Below are 16,864 nucleotides of genomic sequence, written 5' to 3' on the forward strand. Positions count from 1 at the left end.
TGCGCGTCGCGCTCGGCCTGCTGCGGCTCGCCCTGCGCCAGCGCGATGAAGGCGCGTGTCGTCAGTGCGGGTGCTTGATGGCAGCCCGGTGCCAGCGCGACGTTGCGGTCTGCCCAGTCTCGGGCCGCGCCCAGATCGCCGCATGCCAGTGCGACCTCGGCCATCGGGTTGAAGCACCTGCCCAACGGCTCGCGCTCGGAAACCGTGTACCGCCAAGACTTTTCGGCTGCCCGTCCGGCCGTTGCGGCGTCACGATCGGCAAGGGCAGCCACTGCTAGCGCTGCATATCCCGTGTCCAGGTAGTATCCGCCGACCGCTTCTGCCGCTCGCAACGCGGATTGCGCCGCGGCGTGCGCGGCGGCCGCCTGGCCCCGGTGGGCCAACACGAAGCCATAAGAACCGTAACCGAACGTCGCCATGATGGGATCGCCGACCGAGTCCGCCTCGACGGCCATGCCCCGCAGTATCTCGGCGGACTGGATGAGATCTCCTAGCAGCCACATCGTTGCGCCGCGCCAGGTTTCGCAGCCGCGGAAAATAAACCGATCGCCGAGTTCATCGGCGAGTCGACACCCTTCTTCAGCGGCCGCCAATGCGGCGAGCGGCTCGCCGGCAATGAAGCTCGCGGCCGCCAGGACGGTGAGGACTTGGAATAAGCTGGTCAGGTTACCGGACGTCCGGGCTTTGTCGAACGCCTCGCTGAAGTACTCCTGGGCCAATGTCGCGTTGTAAATCGCCAGCATCCCGCACGCGAGAAGCGCCCGACTGATCAAAGCCGGATCGTCGAGCCGACGGGCGATGGCCAGGGCGCCCTGCGCTCGCTCCAGGCTCGCGGGCACGGCCACCCATCCCGCAGTCGTGCCGTGGTCGGCAACTGCGCGCGCCCACACCTCCGGGGCTATCGTCTCGGGATCCTGGTGATCCAAGATCGCGTCGAACCCAGCCAGTGCTTCGCGGAAGACGCTGCGCCTAATCCAGAACTGCTGCAGCGAGGACACCAGCCGCAGCGCCGTCTCGGGATCGGAATTCTCCCGGCTCCACACGTATGCGGCGCGCAGGTTGTCGATCTCGGCAGTGGCCCAACCCAGCAACGGCTCGACGCCCGCCTGTCCGCGCGAATCCAGCTCGGCAATGGTGGCCGCGTAGTAGTCGCGGTGGCGGGTGCGCACCTCATCCCCCTCGCCGGACTCGCCGAGTTTTTCTTGCGCATACTGGCGCACCGTCTCCAACAGGCGGTAACGCATCCCAGCGGGGGTGTCATCGGCGATTACCAAAGATTTGTCGACCAACAGGCTGAGCTGATCGAGTAGTTGGTAAGCCTCCGACTGGCTGCCGGCGCCCACGGCTTGGGCGGCGTCGAAGTCGAATCCGCCGGCGAACACCGCAAGGCGCCGGAAGAGGACTCGCTCGGGTTCGGTGAGCAACGCATGCGACCAGTCCACCGACGCGCGCAAGGTCTGTTGACGGCGCACCGCGGTGCGCGCACCACCGGTGAGGAGCCGAAACCGGTCATGCAGGCTGTCCAAAATCTGGCTCAGCGACAGCGCCCGTACCCGGGCCGCAGCAAGCTCGATGGCCAACGGCATGCCGTCGAGACGCTCGCAGATCTCGGCCACCACCGCGCAATCACCCTCTCCGACAGTGAAATTCGGACGCGCGCGGCGGGCCCGATCGGCGAACAGCTCGATCGCCTCGTCGGTAAGCGACAGCGATGGCACACGCCAACTCAACTCACCCGGCACTCCGAGCGGCTCGCGACTGGTCGCAAGGACCGACAACTGCGCGCACGCGTTCAGGAGTTCGGCGACCATCGACCCGCAGACATCCAGCAGATGCTCGCAATTGTCGAGTATCAATAGCATTGCCTTGGCACCGAAGAAGCTGGCCAGCAAGTCCATCGTCGAACGCCCCGGCTGGTCCGGCAGTCCGAGCGTGCGTGCCACGGTCACCGGCGCCATCGCAGGAACGGTGATGGGGGCCAGATCGACGCACCACACGCCATCGATGAAATCCGTCGTGAGGCCCGCGGCAAGCTGGACGGCGAGTCGGGTCTTGCCCGAGCCGCCGGCGCCGATCAACGTGACCAATCGGTTGCGGGTGACGAGGCCGTGCAGCTCCGCGATTTGGCCTTGTCGACCAACAAAACTCGTCAATTGGGCCGAAAGGTTGTGCGAGGGGACGGCTTGGCGTACGCGAAGCGGTGGGAAGTCGTTGCGCAGGTCGGGATGACAGAGTTGCACTGCCCGTTCGGGGCGTGGCAGATCCCGCAACGAGTAGCTGCCCAGATCGGTGAGCCACACCCTGTCGGGCAGTTGATCGAGGACCATTGACTCGGTCGCACCGGACAACACCGTCTGCCCGCCGTGGGCCAGGTCGCGCAGTCGCGCGGTCCGGTTGATTGTCGGGCCGGCGTAGTTGGCGTCGTCACGCAGCTGGATCTCGCCGGTGTGGATTCCGATCCGTAGCCGGATCGGCGCCAGGGGCGCCCGCTGCAGCGCCAGCGCGCACGCCACCGCATCCGACGCCCGCGCGAACGCGGCCACAAAGCTGTCCCCCTCGCCTTGCTCGAGCGGGCGCACCCCGTCATGGGACGCGACGGCCTCGTTGACCGCCTTATTGAGCGAAGCCAGCGCGGCCGTCATGGTCTCGGGCTGCGTTTCCCACAACCGCGTCGAACCTTCGACATCGGCCAGCAGCAAGGTCACCGTCCCGGTCGGCAGCAACTCGCCCACACCCAGATCACTCCAGTTCAGCTGCGGCATCTCCGCGTGTTGGCTCATGTTAGCCAGCATCGCCGCCGATAACGGGCAAAACATCCGCCAGACCGCGCAGATCCCCATTGGCGGGGTGCGCGGGTCTACGCGGTCGCCTGCGGAGATTTGCGCGCTGCCGCGGATGGTCTCGATCGCCGGAAGCCGGATAGTCGGCACATGACCACGATCCAAACAACCGAACTCCCGAGCGTCTTCGATGCCGGATTACCAACGATCTGCTACGAACGCCTCACCGATCCCGACGAGGCGCACCGCGTCATCGCCGACGCCCGCCGGCAGGCCCCGATCGCGATCAGCCCGCACGGTCCCCACATGTTGAGTTATGAGCTGGTCCACATGGTGTTGCGCGACGGCCGCTTCGTCACGGCCCACGGCCTCGGACTCGACCTGCAGGGCATCACGTCCGGGCCGCTGTGGGGCAGGGCAACCAGCAACATCCTGAGTCTCGACGGCGAGCGGCATCATCGGCTGCGCCGGATCGTTGCCAAGGCGTTCGCGCCTCGCGGCGCCGAGCGGTTGCGCGCCTTGATCCTCCGGGTGATCAACGGCCTCGTCGATCCCTTCACCTCCGCCGGGCACTGCGACGTCGTCTCCGACATCGCCCGCCGCTACCCCACGCCGGTGATCTGCGCGCTGCTGGGTGCGCCGGCCGAGGATTGGCACCTGCTCGCCGCCTGGGTCGACGACATCAAGAAGCTGTTCGAGTGGAACGTCGCCGAAGACGGTCCGGCGATCCTGGCGGCGTGGGATCAACTCGACGCCTACCTCGAAGAGCTGATTGCGCGGCGACGGACCGCGCTGACCGACGACCTGATCTCCGACCTCATCCGCTGCGGAGATGACGGCGACCGGCTCACCCACGACGAGCTGCTCATGCTCTGCGCCACCCTGCTGGGCGCGGGCACCGACACCACCCGCAACCAGCTCGCGGCGGCGGTGCAGGTCCTGTCCGGTCACCCTGACCAGTGGGCCTTGCTCGCCCGGCACCCCGAGCTCGCGCCCAACGCCGTTCACGAGCTCATGCGCTACTGCCCCATAATCTTCGGCAGCATGCGCAGGGCAGCCGAGGACATCGAACTGGCCGGGGTGCGCATCCCCGCCGGAACCATCGTTGGCGCCAACACCGCCTCGGCCAATCGCGACCCATCCGTCTACGCCGACCCGGACCGCCTCGACATCACGCGAGAGGTCCAACCGCCCATGCTGACCTTCGGCGGCGGCGTGCACTATTGCCTCGGCTCGCACCTGGCACGCCTCGAACTGACCGAAGCGCTCCGGGTGATCACCAGGCGCATGCCCAATGCCCGCCTGACCGGTCCCGCCATGTGGCCGTCCATGATGGGCATCACGGGACCCACCACCGTGCCGCTGCAGTTCGACGTCACTACTGTTATCAGGCATGGCTGACTGGACCGCCGCAGATCTACCGTCGTTCGCCGAGCGAACCGTCATCATCACCGGTGCCAACAGCGGGCTGGGCGCCGTGACCGCCCGCGAGCTGGCGCGACGAGGGGCCACGATCGTCATGGCCGTCCGCAATATCCGCAAGGGCGAGACCGCGGCCCGTCAGATGGCCGGTCAGGTCGAGGTGCGTGAGCTCGACCTGCAGGATCTGTCGTCGGTGCGCCGGTTCGCCGACGGGGTGAGCCAGGCCGACGTGCTGATCAACAACGCCGGCATCATGGCCGCTCCCTTCGGGCTGACGGTCGACGGCTTCGAGACCCAGATCGGCACCAATCACCTCGGCCACTTCGCGCTGACCAACTTGTTGCTGCCCAAGCTGACCGATCGGGTGGTGACGGTGTCGTCGATGGCGCACTGGCCCGGAAGCATCAACCTCGACGACCTGAATTGGCAGAACCGGCGCTACTCGCCGTGGCTGGCCTACAGCCAATCCAAGCTCGCCAACCTGCTGTTCACCAGCGAGTTGCAGCGCCGCCTCACCGCGGCCGGTTCCCCGCTGCGCGCGCTCGCCGCCCATCCCGGCTACTCGCACACCAACCTGCAGGGCGCCTCCGGCCGCAAGCTGGGTGACACGCTGATGTCGGCCGTCACGCGGGTGGTCGCCACCGACGCCGATTTCGGCGCCCGGCAAACCCTGTTCGCGGCGTCCCAGGATCTGCCCGGCGACACATTCGTGGGCCCGCGATTCGGTCAAATCGGCCGCACGCAACCGGTTGCCCGCAGTTGGCGCGCCCGGGATACGGCCACCGCCGCGGCGCTGTGGTCGCTGTCCGAGCAGCTCACAAAGACCCACTTTCCCCTCTGAGCACGTCCGTTACAGCCGCCACACCAGTCCCTCGGCGGACCGATAGACGTTTTGCCCGCCTCCGAGCGACAACCTGAGTCGACCGCACCACGACCACACATCAGCCGCACCACGACCGCACCACGACCGCCCGCGGCCGCCGATTTGTCGCTCGAAGGCGGGCACTTGCAACATGCCCCCGGGCGAGTGACGGGTGTGGCCCAGACCCGCGGCAGGCCGCGAATTTCCCCCTGAGGTGCAGATGCGCTAACCTGACCGGGCGTCACGGCGAGGGTGGCTGGCTGGTCAGCCACCGTTATCGACGGAGACCGACGAATCGTCGCGACCCTGGCCGTGCCCCGAAACACAGGCGAGCACACAGGAGCGACAAGATGGCCAAGCAAGCACTCAACCAGTTGAAGGTCGCGGTCCGCGCCGAGACCGGCAAGGGTGCGTCCCGGCGCGCCCGCCGCGACGGCAAGATCCCGGCCGTCCTCTACGGCCACGGCGCCGCCCCGCAGCACCTGGAACTGCCCGGCCATGACTTCGCCGCGGTGCTCCGGCACGCGGGCACCAACGCGGTGCTGACCCTCGACATCGAGGGCAAGGAGCAGCTGGCTCTGACCAAGTCGCTCGACATCCACCCCATTCGCCGCACCATTCAGCACGCCGACCTGCTGGTCGTGCGTCGCGGTGAGAAGGTCGTCGTCGAGGTGCGCGTCGTCATCGAGGGCGACGCCGTGCCCGGCACCCTGGTGACCCAGGACGCCAGCGCCATCGAGATCGAGGCCGACGCCTTGTCGATTCCCGAGCAGTTGACGGTGTCGATTGAGGGCGCCGAGCCCGGTACCCAGTTCTCCGCCGGACAGATCACCCTGCCCAAGGGCGTCAACCTGATCTCCGACCCGGAGACGCTGGTGGTCAACGTGGTCACCGCGCCGACGGAGGAGGAACTCGCCGAAGAGGGCGCCGGCGAGGTCACCGAGGAAGCCGCCGCCGCGGCCGAAGGCGAAGAAGCGGCCGAGGCCGGCGACGAAGAGGCCGCCGAAGCCGAGTCCGAGTAGGCGGATCACAACGTGGCCGAGCCGTTGCTGGTCGTCGGCCTGGGCAATCCCGGAGACAACTACGCCCGGACTCGACACAACGTCGGGTTCATGGTCGCCGACCTGCTCGCGGCGCGGATGGGTTCGAAGTTCAAGGCGCACAAGCGTTCCGGCGCCGAGATTGTCAGCGGGCGCATCGCCGGGCACTCGGTAATCGTGGCCAAGCCGCGCTGCTACATGAACGAATCCGGCCGTCAGATCGGCCCTTTGGCGAAGTTCTACTCGGTGACACCGGGTGACGTCATCGTCATACATGACGATCTCGACTTGGACTTCGGCCGTATCCGGCTCAAGATCGGCGGCGGCGAAGGCGGGCACAATGGTCTGCGTTCGGTCGGGAACGCCTTGGGCAGCAAGGACTTCCAGCGGGTCCGCATCGGGATCGGCCGTCCTCCGGGACGTAAGGATCCGGCGGTGTTTGTGCTGGAAAGCTTCAGCCCCCTTGAGCGCGCCGAGGTTCCCACCATCTGCGAGCAGGCCGCGGACGCAACCGAGTTGCTGATCGAACTGGGGCTAGAGCCCGCGCAGAACCGCGTCCACGCCTGGTAGCCGGCGCGATGCCGGACTAGGTGACCAGGTCGAGGGAGGTGGATCGGCGCAACTTGCCCGACGGCGTCTTCGGGATGGTCCCCGGACCGAGCACCACCACGTTGCGCGGCCGGACGTCGACCTCGGCCACCACCTCACGGGCAACCCGGTGCTCGATGCGGCGCACTTCGGCCTGGTCTTGGAAGGCGTTGGACTCCACGGCCACGGCGAACGTCTCGCGGGAATGGCCCGCGTCCAGGCGCACCGCGACCGCGCAGCCTGGCCGTACGCCCTCGACGCGGCAGGCGGCGCGCTCGATGTCGGTGGGATAGATGTTGCGGCCGGCCATGATGATGACGTCCTTGACGCGGCCGCACACCACCACGTGGCCTTCCTCGGTCAGGTAGCCGAGGTCACCGGTGTCATACCAGCCGTGCTCGTCCTGGGCCGAGATGAAGCCACCCATGGTGAGGTAGCCGGGCGTCAGCGACTCACCGCGCAGCTCGATGACACCGACGCCGCGCGCCGGCATCACCTCGCCGTTCTCGTCGATGATGCGCGCCTCGAGGTCCGTCAGCAGCGGACCGAGCGTGGCCAGCCGGCGGGTGTTGCCCTTGGTGGACGGTACGGCCCGGCGCAGCGCGGCCAGCAGGTCGGCGTCGACCTCGTCGACCACCAGACCGGCGTTGCACTCCGAGAACGACACGGCCAGCGTGGTCTCGGCCATGCCGTAGGCCGGCAGGATCGCCGATGGCGGCAGGCCGAACGGCTTGCCCGCGTCGAGCAGGTCCTCGACGTCGGCGGGTTCGACGGGCTCGGCGCCGGACAGCGCGAACCGCAGGGTCGACAGGTCGAAGTCGCCGGGCTTGGCCTGGCGGCGCAGCCGCTTGGCCAGCAGCGCGTAGGCGAAGTTGGGCGCCGCGGTCATGGTGCCCTTGTACTTGTCGATGAGCTTGGCCCACAGCAGTGTGTCGCGCAGAAAGTCCATTGGGGTGACCTTGACCAGCTCGGCACCGAAGTACATGGGGATGGTGAGGAATCCGACCATGCCCATGTCGTGGAAGCAGGGCAGCCAGCTGACCATGACGTCCCTGTCGACGTCGTACTGGGCGCCGATGAACATCGCCTCGGCGTTGGAGTAAATGTTGCGGTGGGTGATCTGCACCGCCTTGGGAGATCCGGTAGACCCCGACGTCAGCTGCATCAGCGCGAGCGCGTCCTCGCCGACCTCGACGGGTTCGATCGGTTCCGCCGCGAGCAGGCCGGTGACGGTGACGACGTGGATCCCCTTCTCCTCGAGGACCGGGATGGCCACCAGGAAGGGCTCCGAGACGATGACGGCCTTCGCCTCGATCATGCCGATGACGTTCATGGTGTCCTCAGCCCACACGGCCAGGTCCGTGCGTGGCGTGGGCTGGTGCAGCATGGTGAGGCTCGCCCCGCGCATCCACAGGCCCTGCGCCGTCGGCGCGATCTCCACCGGATAACCGGCGAGCACGCCGACCGCGTCGCCGGGCCCGATGCCCGCGGCGGCCAGGCCACCCGCGATGCGGCGCGCGCGCTCGTGGACCTCGCCCCAGGTGTGGCGGACCGGTTCGTGGGGTTCACCGGTGACCATGCCCGTCGTCGCGGACCGGGCATTGCGGTACATCTTCTCGGTAAACCTGCTCACAAAGTCCTCCTCGGTTCCAGCCCTCGTCCCAACGCCCCGGATTTTATGGTCCGCCCCGTGGGTAGCGCTTCGCCGCAATCACGCCGACACAGTTGGGCGGCGGTTAGGTCTCGGATCGATGATGCGTCCACGTCCGCCGCAATCCGGCGGCGTTCGGTCGCTTCATGAGCGCGAAACGGACCCGAGAAACCTTGGCGGGCCCGATTCGGTGATCGCCCGCCGGAACGCCCGGCCGACGATGCAACCATGTGATCCCGCTCAACGCTTCCCGTCACCGCGCCTCATCTTAAACTCCTCTTAGGGACGCGCCAAACCAACGCACAGGTTGGGAAAAAAGTCACACCTCGGTGGGTGTAGGGACCACGCGCGCGCCCACCACCGGCCCACTGGCGACCCGCACGGTGCGGCAGACACCCGCCCCGGACACCTCGGTGCCGATGTCGACCGCGGCGGCCGCCGACGAGCACAGGAAGGCACACGTCGGCCCCGAACCGGACACGATGCCTGCCAGCGCCCCGGCCTGGACACCGGCGCGCAACGTCCGCCGCAGGGCGGGGTGCAGGCTCACCGCGGCCGCCTGCATCTCGTTGCCCAACAGCGGCGCCAACTGCTCGGCATCGCCGGCGGCCAGGGCGGCCAACACCGGCCCGGGAGCGGGCAGCCGGGGCGGATCCCCCGCCTCGCGCAGCCGGTCCAGTTCGGCGAAGACGGCCGGCGTCAGCAGCTCGCTGTCGGCAAAGGCCAACACCCAGTGGAACGTGTTGCGTGACAACACCGTCGCCAATTCCTCGCCGCGGCCGGTGCCCAACGCGGTTCCGCCGTGCAGCGCGAACGGCACGTCACTGCCCAAGCGGGCGGCCAGCATGCGCAGATCGCGGCGGGGCACGTTGAGTTCCCACAGCGAGTTCATCGCGACCAGCACGGCCGCCGCGTCGGCGCTGCCACCGGCCATACCGCCGGCCACCGGAATGGTTTTGTCGATCATGATCGACACATCGGGCGCCCGGCCGACGTGTTCGGCCATCAGCTCGGCGGCCTGCCAGGCGATGTTGCGTTCGTCGGTGGGCAGCTTTTCGGCGCCCTCGCCGACGATCTCGAGCGAGAGCACATCGGCATTGCGGACCGTCACCTCATCGAGCAGCGACACGGCCTGGAAGATGGTGTTCAGCTCGTGGTAGCCGTCCTCGCGGCGGTCACCGACCGCCAGGTAGAGGTTGACTTTTCCGGGCACCCGGACGGTGACCGAGCCGGTGGGAACCCACTGCGCGGCGGTGTTGCCATCAGACGCTGACACCGCAGCAGACTATCGCTGCCACCGACCGATCACACGCAACGGCGCCCTGGCGGCCCGCCGTCAGCCGGCAGACGCCCCCTGCTCGGCGGTCCGCGCAGTCGCCTCCGCGGTGCTGTGGGGCCGATCGGCGGACCGCTGCCACAACCGCACAAAGTCGTCGATGGAGAGCGTCTCACCGCGGCGGGCAGGGTCGATGCTGGCGGCCAGCAACCGATCCGCCGACTCGTTGCCAGAGCCGGCCCAGTTTACGAACGCGTTGCGACATGTCTTGCGCCGCTGCCCGAACGCGACGTCGACCAGTTCGAACACCTGGCGGCGGAACGCTTCGTCGGTGGGCCACGGCGAGGTCGCGTGCCGGTCGATGCGAACCAGCCCGGAGTAGACGCGGGGAATCGGCCAGAAAACCGTCGGCGACACCATGCCGCAACGGCGGACCCGACCGAAGAAGCGCACTTTGACGCTGGGCACGCCGTATTCCTTGCCGCCCGGCTCGGCGGCCAGGCGCTCGGCGACCTCGGCCTGCACCATGACCGTCAGGGTGCGAATGGGCGGAAACTCGGCAAGCAGGTGCAACAGCGCCGGAACGGCGACGTTGTAAGGCAGGTTCGCGACCACTGCGGTCGGCTGGACGGCCAGCTCGTCGCGGCGAAGGGTCAAGACGTCACGGTTGACCACCGTCAGGCGCTGGCTTTCGCTGTTGGAGTGCTCGGCGACGGTTTGGGGCAGCCGTCCGGCCAGTACCGGATCGATTTCGACGGCGGTGACGGCCGAGCCGCGGTCAAGCAATGCCAGGGTCAGCGACCCCAGACCAGGCCCGACTTCCAGGACGTGGTCAGACCGGCTCACCCCGGAGGTCGAAACTATCCGGCGCACCGTATTGGCGTCGTGGACGAAGTTTTGGCCGAGGGATTTTCGTGGCCGAAATTCAAGTTCTTTGGCCAGCCGCCTGATCTCGGTACGCCCGAGGAGCCGGATGGTCAGCGTGCACCAGCTCTTCCGCTGCACACTGGCCACGCGCCCCAACCCTGGCGCTCTCGGGTCACCTCGGCAACGGTGATCTGCTCCTCGCGGGTGGCGAGGTCCGCGCGGGAGGCGAACCGCAACCCGCCGTTTCGCTCCCACGTGCCCTGGTCGAACTGCACACCGCCGTAGTACCCGTTACCGGTGTTGATCCCCCAGTTTCCGCCGGCCTCGCAGCCCGCGATCGCATCCCAGATCGAGCCGTCGTTGACCGGAGGCACTTCGGTGCCGGGTTTGGTGCCGATGCGGACCACCGATTCGCGGGCCGGCGTGATCACCGTGTTGGCGATCGGCAGCCGACCGGTCTCGACGCCGTTGACGGTGGCCACCGAGAAGGTGACGTCTTGGGTGCCCGAGCTGCCCGGATCCTCGACGACCTGGCGACTCATGTTCATGTCCGGATCTTCGATGCGACGGGCGTTGGGGGGCAGCGGGATTCGCTCGGTGACCTGCTGGATCCGATTGCGGGTCACCTGGACTTCCATCCCGTCGAGGATCGGCATGGTCGCGGAGGGCGTCACCTGGTCGCTGTCGAGCAGCGGTGCGCCGGCGGCGCTCAACAGGCCGGCGACATTCGGTGCGGCCAGGTGCACACTGCGGATCGCGCCGGCGTCGTTGATGCGGACGGTCTTGGCGCTGACGACGGGCAGCGCCATTCCGGCCAGCGGAACGCGGCTGCCGCGGTTGGCCGCGGCCGGCGCGGTGTCGGTCATCGCCAGCTGGGCCAGCGCCTCGTCGACAGTGGATGCGGTGGTCCACACCTGCTTGGTGTCATGGCCGTCCAACGAGATCTGCAGCGGGCGGCTGCGCCGCAACACGATCTTGCCGGCGTTGTGCACCGCGACTTCACCGGCGGGATACAGGTCGTCGCGTTCGTCGATGACGAAACCGTTCTCTTCGACGACGTCGATCACCCGCGACTTCATGGTGGTCACTTGCATGGCGACCCCGTCGACGGTCAAGGTCACCGTCTTGCACACCGAGACCGCGTATCCGCCCGCGAATGCCAGGACTACCAGCAGCCCTCCGACTACGAGACGCAACATCGGCGAAGGATTCTGATGCAGTTTTGTCAATACACTCAACGCGCGCTACCCAACCCTCAACAACCCACTCATTCAGCAGCAAGTCACAAATTAAGGGCCCGTAGGCCCTACCGTTCGATCACAAGACGGTAACGAACCGGTCAAGGCTGGGCAACTCCGACGCGGCGACCGCAAAGGAATCGCCTGGTCGTTCACCTCACACTGTGACCAATCCATACACCCGCGCAGCATTGCCTGTTGTTATCTCGGCCAGCTCTTCTGGGCGACGATCCACCAGTTCGGCGATCGCCCGAACAGTGTAAGGAAGGCAATAGGGCTCATTCGCCGTGCCCCGATACGGATGCGGCGTCAGAAATGGTGCGTCGGTCTCCACCAGCAGCTGCTCCGGCGGTATCAACGGGATGGCTTCGCGCAGGGCGTGCGCGTTGCGGAAGCTCGCGGTACCGGACAGGCTCAGCAGCCACCCGGCGTCCACGCAGCGGCGGGCCATGGCGGCGTCCGAGGAAAAGCAGTGAAAGATCACGGCTTCCGGGGCGCCCTCGGCCGCCAGCACGTCGAGCACCTCGGCGTCGGCGTCCCGGTTGTGGATCATCAGCGGCTTGCCGCACCGCTTCGCCAGGTCGATGTGCCAGGCGAACGCCTCTCGCTGCACCGCCGGCTCGGCGCAGCCGTCCAGACGGCCGGGCCAATACAAGTCCAGGCCGGTTTCGCCGACGGCCACCACCCTGGGATGGGCCACCAGTCGCTCGATTTCGGCGCGGGCGGCGTCGTCGAGCGCGTCGGCGCGGGTCGGGTGCAAGGCCACCGCGGCGTAGACCCGCGGGTCCCAATCGGCGGCGTGCGTGACCCAGCGCGCCGAATCGAGGTCGTCGGCGATCGTCACGACCGCGCCCACCCCGACCGCCGCAGCGCGGTCCACGATTGCCCGGACCCCCTCGGCGTCCGCGGCGCCACACGCATCCAGATGGGTGTGCGCATCGACGAGTGGACTCAACGGCTCGGGGGCCGGGGGCGGCTGACGTTTGGAACTCACGCGCACACAATAAGGTGCCCACAAATAAGGTTGAGGGCGATGAGGCCCTATTACGTCACCACCGCGATCACCTACCCGAACGGCGATCCGCACATCGGACACGCGTACGAGTACATCGCGACCGACGCGATCGCCCGGTTCAAGCGGCTCGACGGGTTCGATGTGCGGTTTCTCACCGGCACCGACGAGCACGGCCTCAAGATGGTCGAAACGGCGGCGGCCGAGGGCATCGGAACGGCCGAGCTGGCCCGGCGGAACTCCGATGTGTTCCAGCGGTTGCAGGAGCGGTTGAACATCTCCTTCGACCGGTTCATCCGCACCACCGACCCCGACCACCACGAGGCGTCCGAGGAGATCTGGCGGAAGATGTCGGCGGCCGGTGACATCTACCTGGACGCCTACTCGGGTTGGTACTCGGTGCGCGATGAAAGGTTCTTCGTCGAATCGGAGACCAAACTCCTCGATGACGGCACCCGGCTGGCCGTGGAAACCGGCGCCCCGGTGACGTGGACCGAGGAGCAGACCTACTTCTTCCGGCTTTCGGCGTATACCGACAAGCTGCTGGCCCACTACGAGGCGAACCCGGACTTCATCGCGCCCGACGTGCGGCGCAACGAGGTGGTCAGCTTCGTCTCGGGCGGCCTGCGCGATCTGTCCATCTCGCGCACTTCATTCGACTGGGGCGTGCAGGTGCCCGAGCATCCCGACCACGTGATGTATGTCTGGGTCGACGCGCTGACCAATTATCTGACCGGGGTCGGCTACCCCGACACCGAATCCGAGCGGTTTAGGCGCTATTGGCCGGCCGACTTACACATGATCGGCAAGGACATCATCCGATTCCACACCGTGTACTGGCCGGCGTTTTTGATGTCGGCCGGAATCGAGCTGCCGCTAAGGGTTTTCGCGCACGGGTTCCTGCTCAACCGCGGCGAGAAGATGAGCAAGTCGGTGGGCAATGTCGTCGATCCGGTAGATCTGGTCGACAGGTTCGGCGTGGATCAGGTGCGCTATTTCCTGTTGCGGGAAGTTCCGTTCGGGCAGGACGGCAGCTTCAGCGAAGAAGCCATCGTTACCCGGATCAACTCCGATCTGGCCAACGAGTTGGGCAACCTGGCCCAGCGGTCCTTGTCCATGATCGCCAAGAACCTCGATGGGGTCGTACCCGAACCCGGAGAGCTGATTGCCGCCGACTCCGAGTTGCTCGCGGCGGCCGACGGTTTGTTGGACCGGGTGCGGGCCAGCTTCGACTCCCAGGCGATGCATCTGGCCCTGGAGGCGATCTGGCTGATGCTTGGCGAGGCCAACAAGTATTTCTCCGCGCAGCAGCCGTGGGTCTTGCGCAAGAGCGAATCCGAGGCCGACCAGGTACGGTTCCGCACCGTCCTGTACGTCACCTGCGAGGCGGTGCGCATCGCCGCGCTGCTGGTCCAGCCCGTCATGCCCGAAGCGGCCGGCAAACTGCTCGATCTGCTCGGGCAAACTGAAGACCGACGGGCGTTTGCCGCCGTCGGCACCCGGCTGACACCCGGCACCGCGCTGCCCGCTCCCGCGGGTGTGTTCCCGCGCTACCAGCCGGTTTCCGAGCACGAATGAGCAGAACCAACACGGTGAGCGGTGCATCACCAGTCAATTAATTTGCGCCACAATCCTTTTGGATTCGCATGAAATCTAGTTGACTTCGGGCGCATTTCGCTCCGACCGGCTTGGCGGGCTCGAACCGGCAAAGGATTACTGTGCGCTGGCCGAGTCGCTCGGGATGTCAAGTGTGGCAATCGGGTACAGCCCGGAGCCGTCGCGGCCGTCTCGCGCCAGGGCCATCGGTGCATAGTTCACGACGTGCGACGCGCCCGGTATGTGCTGTTGCCATTCGACGGAGGCGCGCAGCGTGTAGTGACCGGGCGCCAGGCCCGTCAGGTCCAGGTGCACCGACTCGGTGGCCGATTCCGCAACCGGCTCCTCACGTGACTGGCCGGATTCGTCGTGGACCAGCGTCTTGAGATTGACCGTCGCGGGCAGGCTGCGAACCACCGCGCCCGAGAAGTCGACCAGCTTGTAGCCGGGCACCCAGCGCTCGGTGGCCGCCGCCGAGCCGTAGTTGGTCCAGTCGACCGAAATCGTCGCCACCTTGCCCTGGATCGATTGCGATCCTGGCTGCGCCTCGACCGAATACCGGTAGCCGGCGGAGATATTGGCCTGACTCCACAACCCAAACAGCTTGGGGTCCATCGCCGACGTCGCATCGCGGTCCGCGAAATCGGCGCTCGAGGTCATCGACACGTGATACCGGATGACGTCGTGCAGCCCCTTCTCGTAGTACGACCGCGCATCGGCTCCCCTGGGCAATCGGCACCACTGGCTGATCACCAGCGCCGTCATCAGCCGCTGCCTGATGGCGGTGACGACCGCATCGTTGGACCGGACGTAGTTAGAGTCGTTGGCCTCGGCCCATTCCGGCAACGGGGCCTGCACCCCGAGGCAGTCGGTGCGGATGCCCGCCGGTGCGACCAATTTCTTGGTGACGTCGTCGGCGAACAGTTGGCGGACGATCTCTGGATTCTGCGGAGCCACCACCAGTTGGGTGTGCGGGAAGGCGTTGACGTTGGCCGCGACCAGCTGGGCGATGGAGGCTTTGGTGATGCTCTGGTCGCGGAACTGGCTGTAATAGCCCAGCTTTGCGGTGCTGTCGTCGGGTGCGGGGCCCGGCGCGCTCAGCGAATCACGCAGGTACGCGAGCTGGTTCTGGTTGGAGTCCCCGTACCCGGAGAACTCGAACACGCTGAGTCGCTCGTCGCCGTCATAGCGGCGGCCGAGCGCGGCCAGCAGTTGGCTGACGCCGTTGAGGTAGTCGGGGTCGTTGAAGTTCGGCACCACCTGGGTGACGCCCGGGACCGAACCGGTCGGCGGCGCGGGATAGCTGGCGGCCGACGGGCGCAGCCAGTCCGGAATCGCGATGTTGCTGTTGTCGGCGTAGGAGTCGTTGCAGCAGGACTTGTAGACGTACACGCCCAGAGTGAGGCGCATGTTGCGGCTGCCGACCTTGGCCAGCGCGTCATCGATGGCGCTGAAATCGAACCTGCGGTCGTCGGGTGCGTCCGGGGGCAACGTGCGCGGATCGACGGGCTGCAACTGCCGCCACGAGACACGCAAGCTGGCGTCGTACGACGCGGGCCAGGCGGAGTATCGCTGCTGCGCCGAATTACCTTGCGGGAAAAGCGGATTCAGCATTTCCTCATACTGGCCACGCAGCGGGTTGGGTATCTCCTGCGCGGTGGGCGGGATGGCCGGGCTGACCATCGCCGATAGCGGCCCGGGATCGCTCTTACCGCCGCAGCCGCTGAGCGCCGCCGCCGCGCACATGACAGCGGCCAGCACGCGTTTCCTCAATGAGCACACCATGGTCACCGGCGTCAGATCGCGTCCGACGACCACGGGCCGCGAGGGCTCCGCGCCTGCGCCGATGCCGGCGCAGCGCCTGGCCCAGGCAAAGCGATCGTCGTCGTCAAGGTTGTTTCTCCCAATACACACCGGTGCGCGTGTAAGTGACCCCATATTTCGCGCGTTGTACGGGTGCGTACATCTGGCCCGGGGCAGGCCACGAATTGGCGTAGCGCAGCGTATCACGCGCGTTTCGGCATAGCTTCGCCGCAGCTCAGCGGGGGTGCACGCGCAAAACGGTCCCGCGCCGCCGCCGGCCCGCAGTGAGACGGGTCACAATTGCGGGCATGCCTGTCACGCTCGGCGGCTCTGCGGTGTCTCAAGGGCACAAGTCCTCACGAAAAGGAGACAGCCATGACCGAGGTGGCACGCAGGAGAACCCATGTCGTCGTTGTCGGCGCCGGATACGCCGGAACACTGGCGGCCAACCATCTGCGCCAGCGTCCGGACATCGACATCACCGTGGTGAACCCGCGACCGGTCTTTGTCGAGCGAATCCGCTTGCACCAGTTGGTTGCCGACACCGGCACGGCGACCGCCGATTACGCGACGCTGCTCGGCGAGGGGATCCGGTTGATCGTCGACAGCGTCGATCACATCGAGACCGCCGGCCGGCGGGTCCTGCTGGCCTCGGGCGCCGAGGTGAACTACGACTACTTGATCTACGCCGTGGGTAGCACCGGCGCGACCGCAACGACGGTGCCCGGC

Annotated in this window: 13 protein-coding genes; 6 read left to right on the forward strand and 7 right to left on the reverse strand. The window is 67.1% G+C overall.

Annotated features, from left to right (window positions below):
- Nucleotides 1-2,780, reverse strand: a 2,780-nt coding sequence (locus VFW69_RS01045; protein WP_526497256.1) for an ATP-binding protein, incomplete at its 3' end; no start/stop codon positions are given.
- Nucleotides 2,781-2,930: 150 nt separating this feature from the next.
- On the opposite strand from VFW69_RS01045, the gene VFW69_RS01050 reads away from it, so the two are divergent.
- The 4 genes from VFW69_RS01050 (at nt 2,931) to pth (ending at nt 6,674) form a co-directional block, all read left to right on the forward strand.
- A complete protein-coding gene (locus VFW69_RS01050; protein WP_526497258.1) occupies nt 2,931-4,181 on the forward strand; it encodes a cytochrome P450 in 1,251 nt (416 codons plus the stop codon).
- A complete protein-coding gene (locus VFW69_RS01055; protein ID WP_526497260.1) occupies nt 4,174-5,043 on the forward strand; it encodes an oxidoreductase in 870 nt (289 codons plus the stop codon). Before VFW69_RS01050 ends, VFW69_RS01055 begins: the two co-directional genes overlap by 8 nt.
- 371 nt (nt 5,044-5,414) lie before the next feature.
- Nucleotides 5,415-6,086, forward strand: coding sequence for a 50S ribosomal protein L25/general stress protein Ctc (locus tag VFW69_RS01060; protein WP_526497262.1), 672 nt, complete (start codon nt 5,415-5,417; stop codon nt 6,084-6,086).
- Nucleotides 6,087-6,098: 12 nt separating this feature from the next.
- Nucleotides 6,099-6,674, forward strand: a complete 576-nt coding sequence (gene pth, locus VFW69_RS01065) for an aminoacyl-tRNA hydrolase (protein ID WP_526497264.1) — start codon at nt 6,099-6,101, stop codon at nt 6,672-6,674.
- Between the two features lie 16 nt (nt 6,675-6,690).
- On the opposite strand, the gene VFW69_RS01070 is transcribed toward pth, so the two are convergent.
- The 5 genes from VFW69_RS01070 to VFW69_RS01090 form a co-directional block, all read right to left on the reverse strand.
- Nucleotides 6,691-8,325: a fatty acyl-AMP ligase gene (locus VFW69_RS01070; RefSeq protein WP_526497267.1), complete on the reverse strand. Its 1,635-nt coding sequence runs from the start codon at nt 8,323-8,325 to the stop codon at nt 6,691-6,693.
- 337 nt (nt 8,326-8,662) lie between these two features.
- Nucleotides 8,663-9,619: a 4-(cytidine 5'-diphospho)-2-C-methyl-D-erythritol kinase gene (locus VFW69_RS01075; RefSeq protein WP_526497269.1), complete on the reverse strand. Its 957-nt coding sequence runs from the start codon at nt 9,617-9,619 to the stop codon at nt 8,663-8,665.
- A gap of 60 nt (nt 9,620-9,679) precedes the next feature.
- Nucleotides 9,680-10,624 (reverse strand): 16S rRNA (adenine(1518)-N(6)/adenine(1519)-N(6))-dimethyltransferase RsmA, encoded by a 945-nt coding sequence (rsmA, locus tag VFW69_RS01080; RefSeq protein WP_526497279.1) that lies wholly within the window; start codon nt 10,622-10,624, stop codon nt 9,680-9,682.
- Nucleotides 10,597-11,724, reverse strand: coding sequence for a transglycosylase family protein (locus VFW69_RS01085; RefSeq protein ID WP_526497271.1), 1,128 nt, complete (start codon nt 11,722-11,724; stop codon nt 10,597-10,599). The genes rsmA and VFW69_RS01085 overlap by 28 nt, the downstream gene beginning before the upstream one ends.
- A 157-nt stretch (nt 11,725-11,881) precedes the next feature.
- Nucleotides 11,882-12,724 carry a TatD family hydrolase gene (locus VFW69_RS01090; protein ID WP_526497273.1) on the reverse strand — a complete coding sequence of 281 codons (843 nt, stop codon included), beginning with the start codon at nt 12,722-12,724 and terminating at the stop codon, nt 11,882-11,884.
- A 33-nt stretch (nt 12,725-12,757) separates the two neighbouring features.
- On the opposite strand from VFW69_RS01090, the gene metG reads away from it, so the two are divergent.
- Nucleotides 12,758-14,314 (forward strand): methionine--tRNA ligase, encoded by a 1,557-nt coding sequence (gene metG / locus VFW69_RS01095; protein WP_526497275.1) that lies wholly within the window; start codon nt 12,758-12,760, stop codon nt 14,312-14,314.
- A gap of 135 nt (nt 14,315-14,449) precedes the next feature.
- Here metG and VFW69_RS01100 read toward each other — a convergent pair whose 3' ends face one another.
- Nucleotides 14,450-16,117 (reverse strand): hypothetical protein, encoded by a 1,668-nt coding sequence (locus VFW69_RS01100; protein WP_526497281.1) that lies wholly within the window; start codon nt 16,115-16,117, stop codon nt 14,450-14,452.
- 393 nt (nt 16,118-16,510) lie between these two features.
- Here VFW69_RS01100 and VFW69_RS01105 point away from each other — a divergent pair.
- The coding region (locus VFW69_RS01105; RefSeq protein WP_526497277.1) for an FAD-dependent oxidoreductase at nt 16,511-16,864 on the forward strand (354 nt) is incomplete at its 3' end.

The organism is Mycobacterium sp., from assembly GCF_036273375.1.
Classification (GTDB): Bacteria; Actinomycetota; Actinomycetes; order Mycobacteriales; family Mycobacteriaceae; genus Mycobacterium.

Coding starts and splice junctions, on each gene's coding strand:
- metG (WP_526497275.1), top strand. CDS start 12,758: ATGAGGCCCTATTACGTCACCACCGCGATCACCTACCCGAACGGCGAT.
- VFW69_RS01060 (WP_526497262.1), top strand. CDS start 5,415: ATGGCCAAGCAAGCACTCAACCAGTTGAAGGTCGCGGTCCGCGCCGAG.
- VFW69_RS01100 (WP_526497281.1), bottom strand. CDS start 16,117: ATGGTGTGCTCATTGAGGAAACGCGTGCTGGCCGCTGTCATGTGCGCG.
- VFW69_RS01055 (WP_526497260.1), top strand. CDS start 4,174: ATGGCTGACTGGACCGCCGCAGATCTACCGTCGTTCGCCGAGCGAACC.
- VFW69_RS01050 (WP_526497258.1), top strand. CDS start 2,931: ATGACCACGATCCAAACAACCGAACTCCCGAGCGTCTTCGATGCCGGA.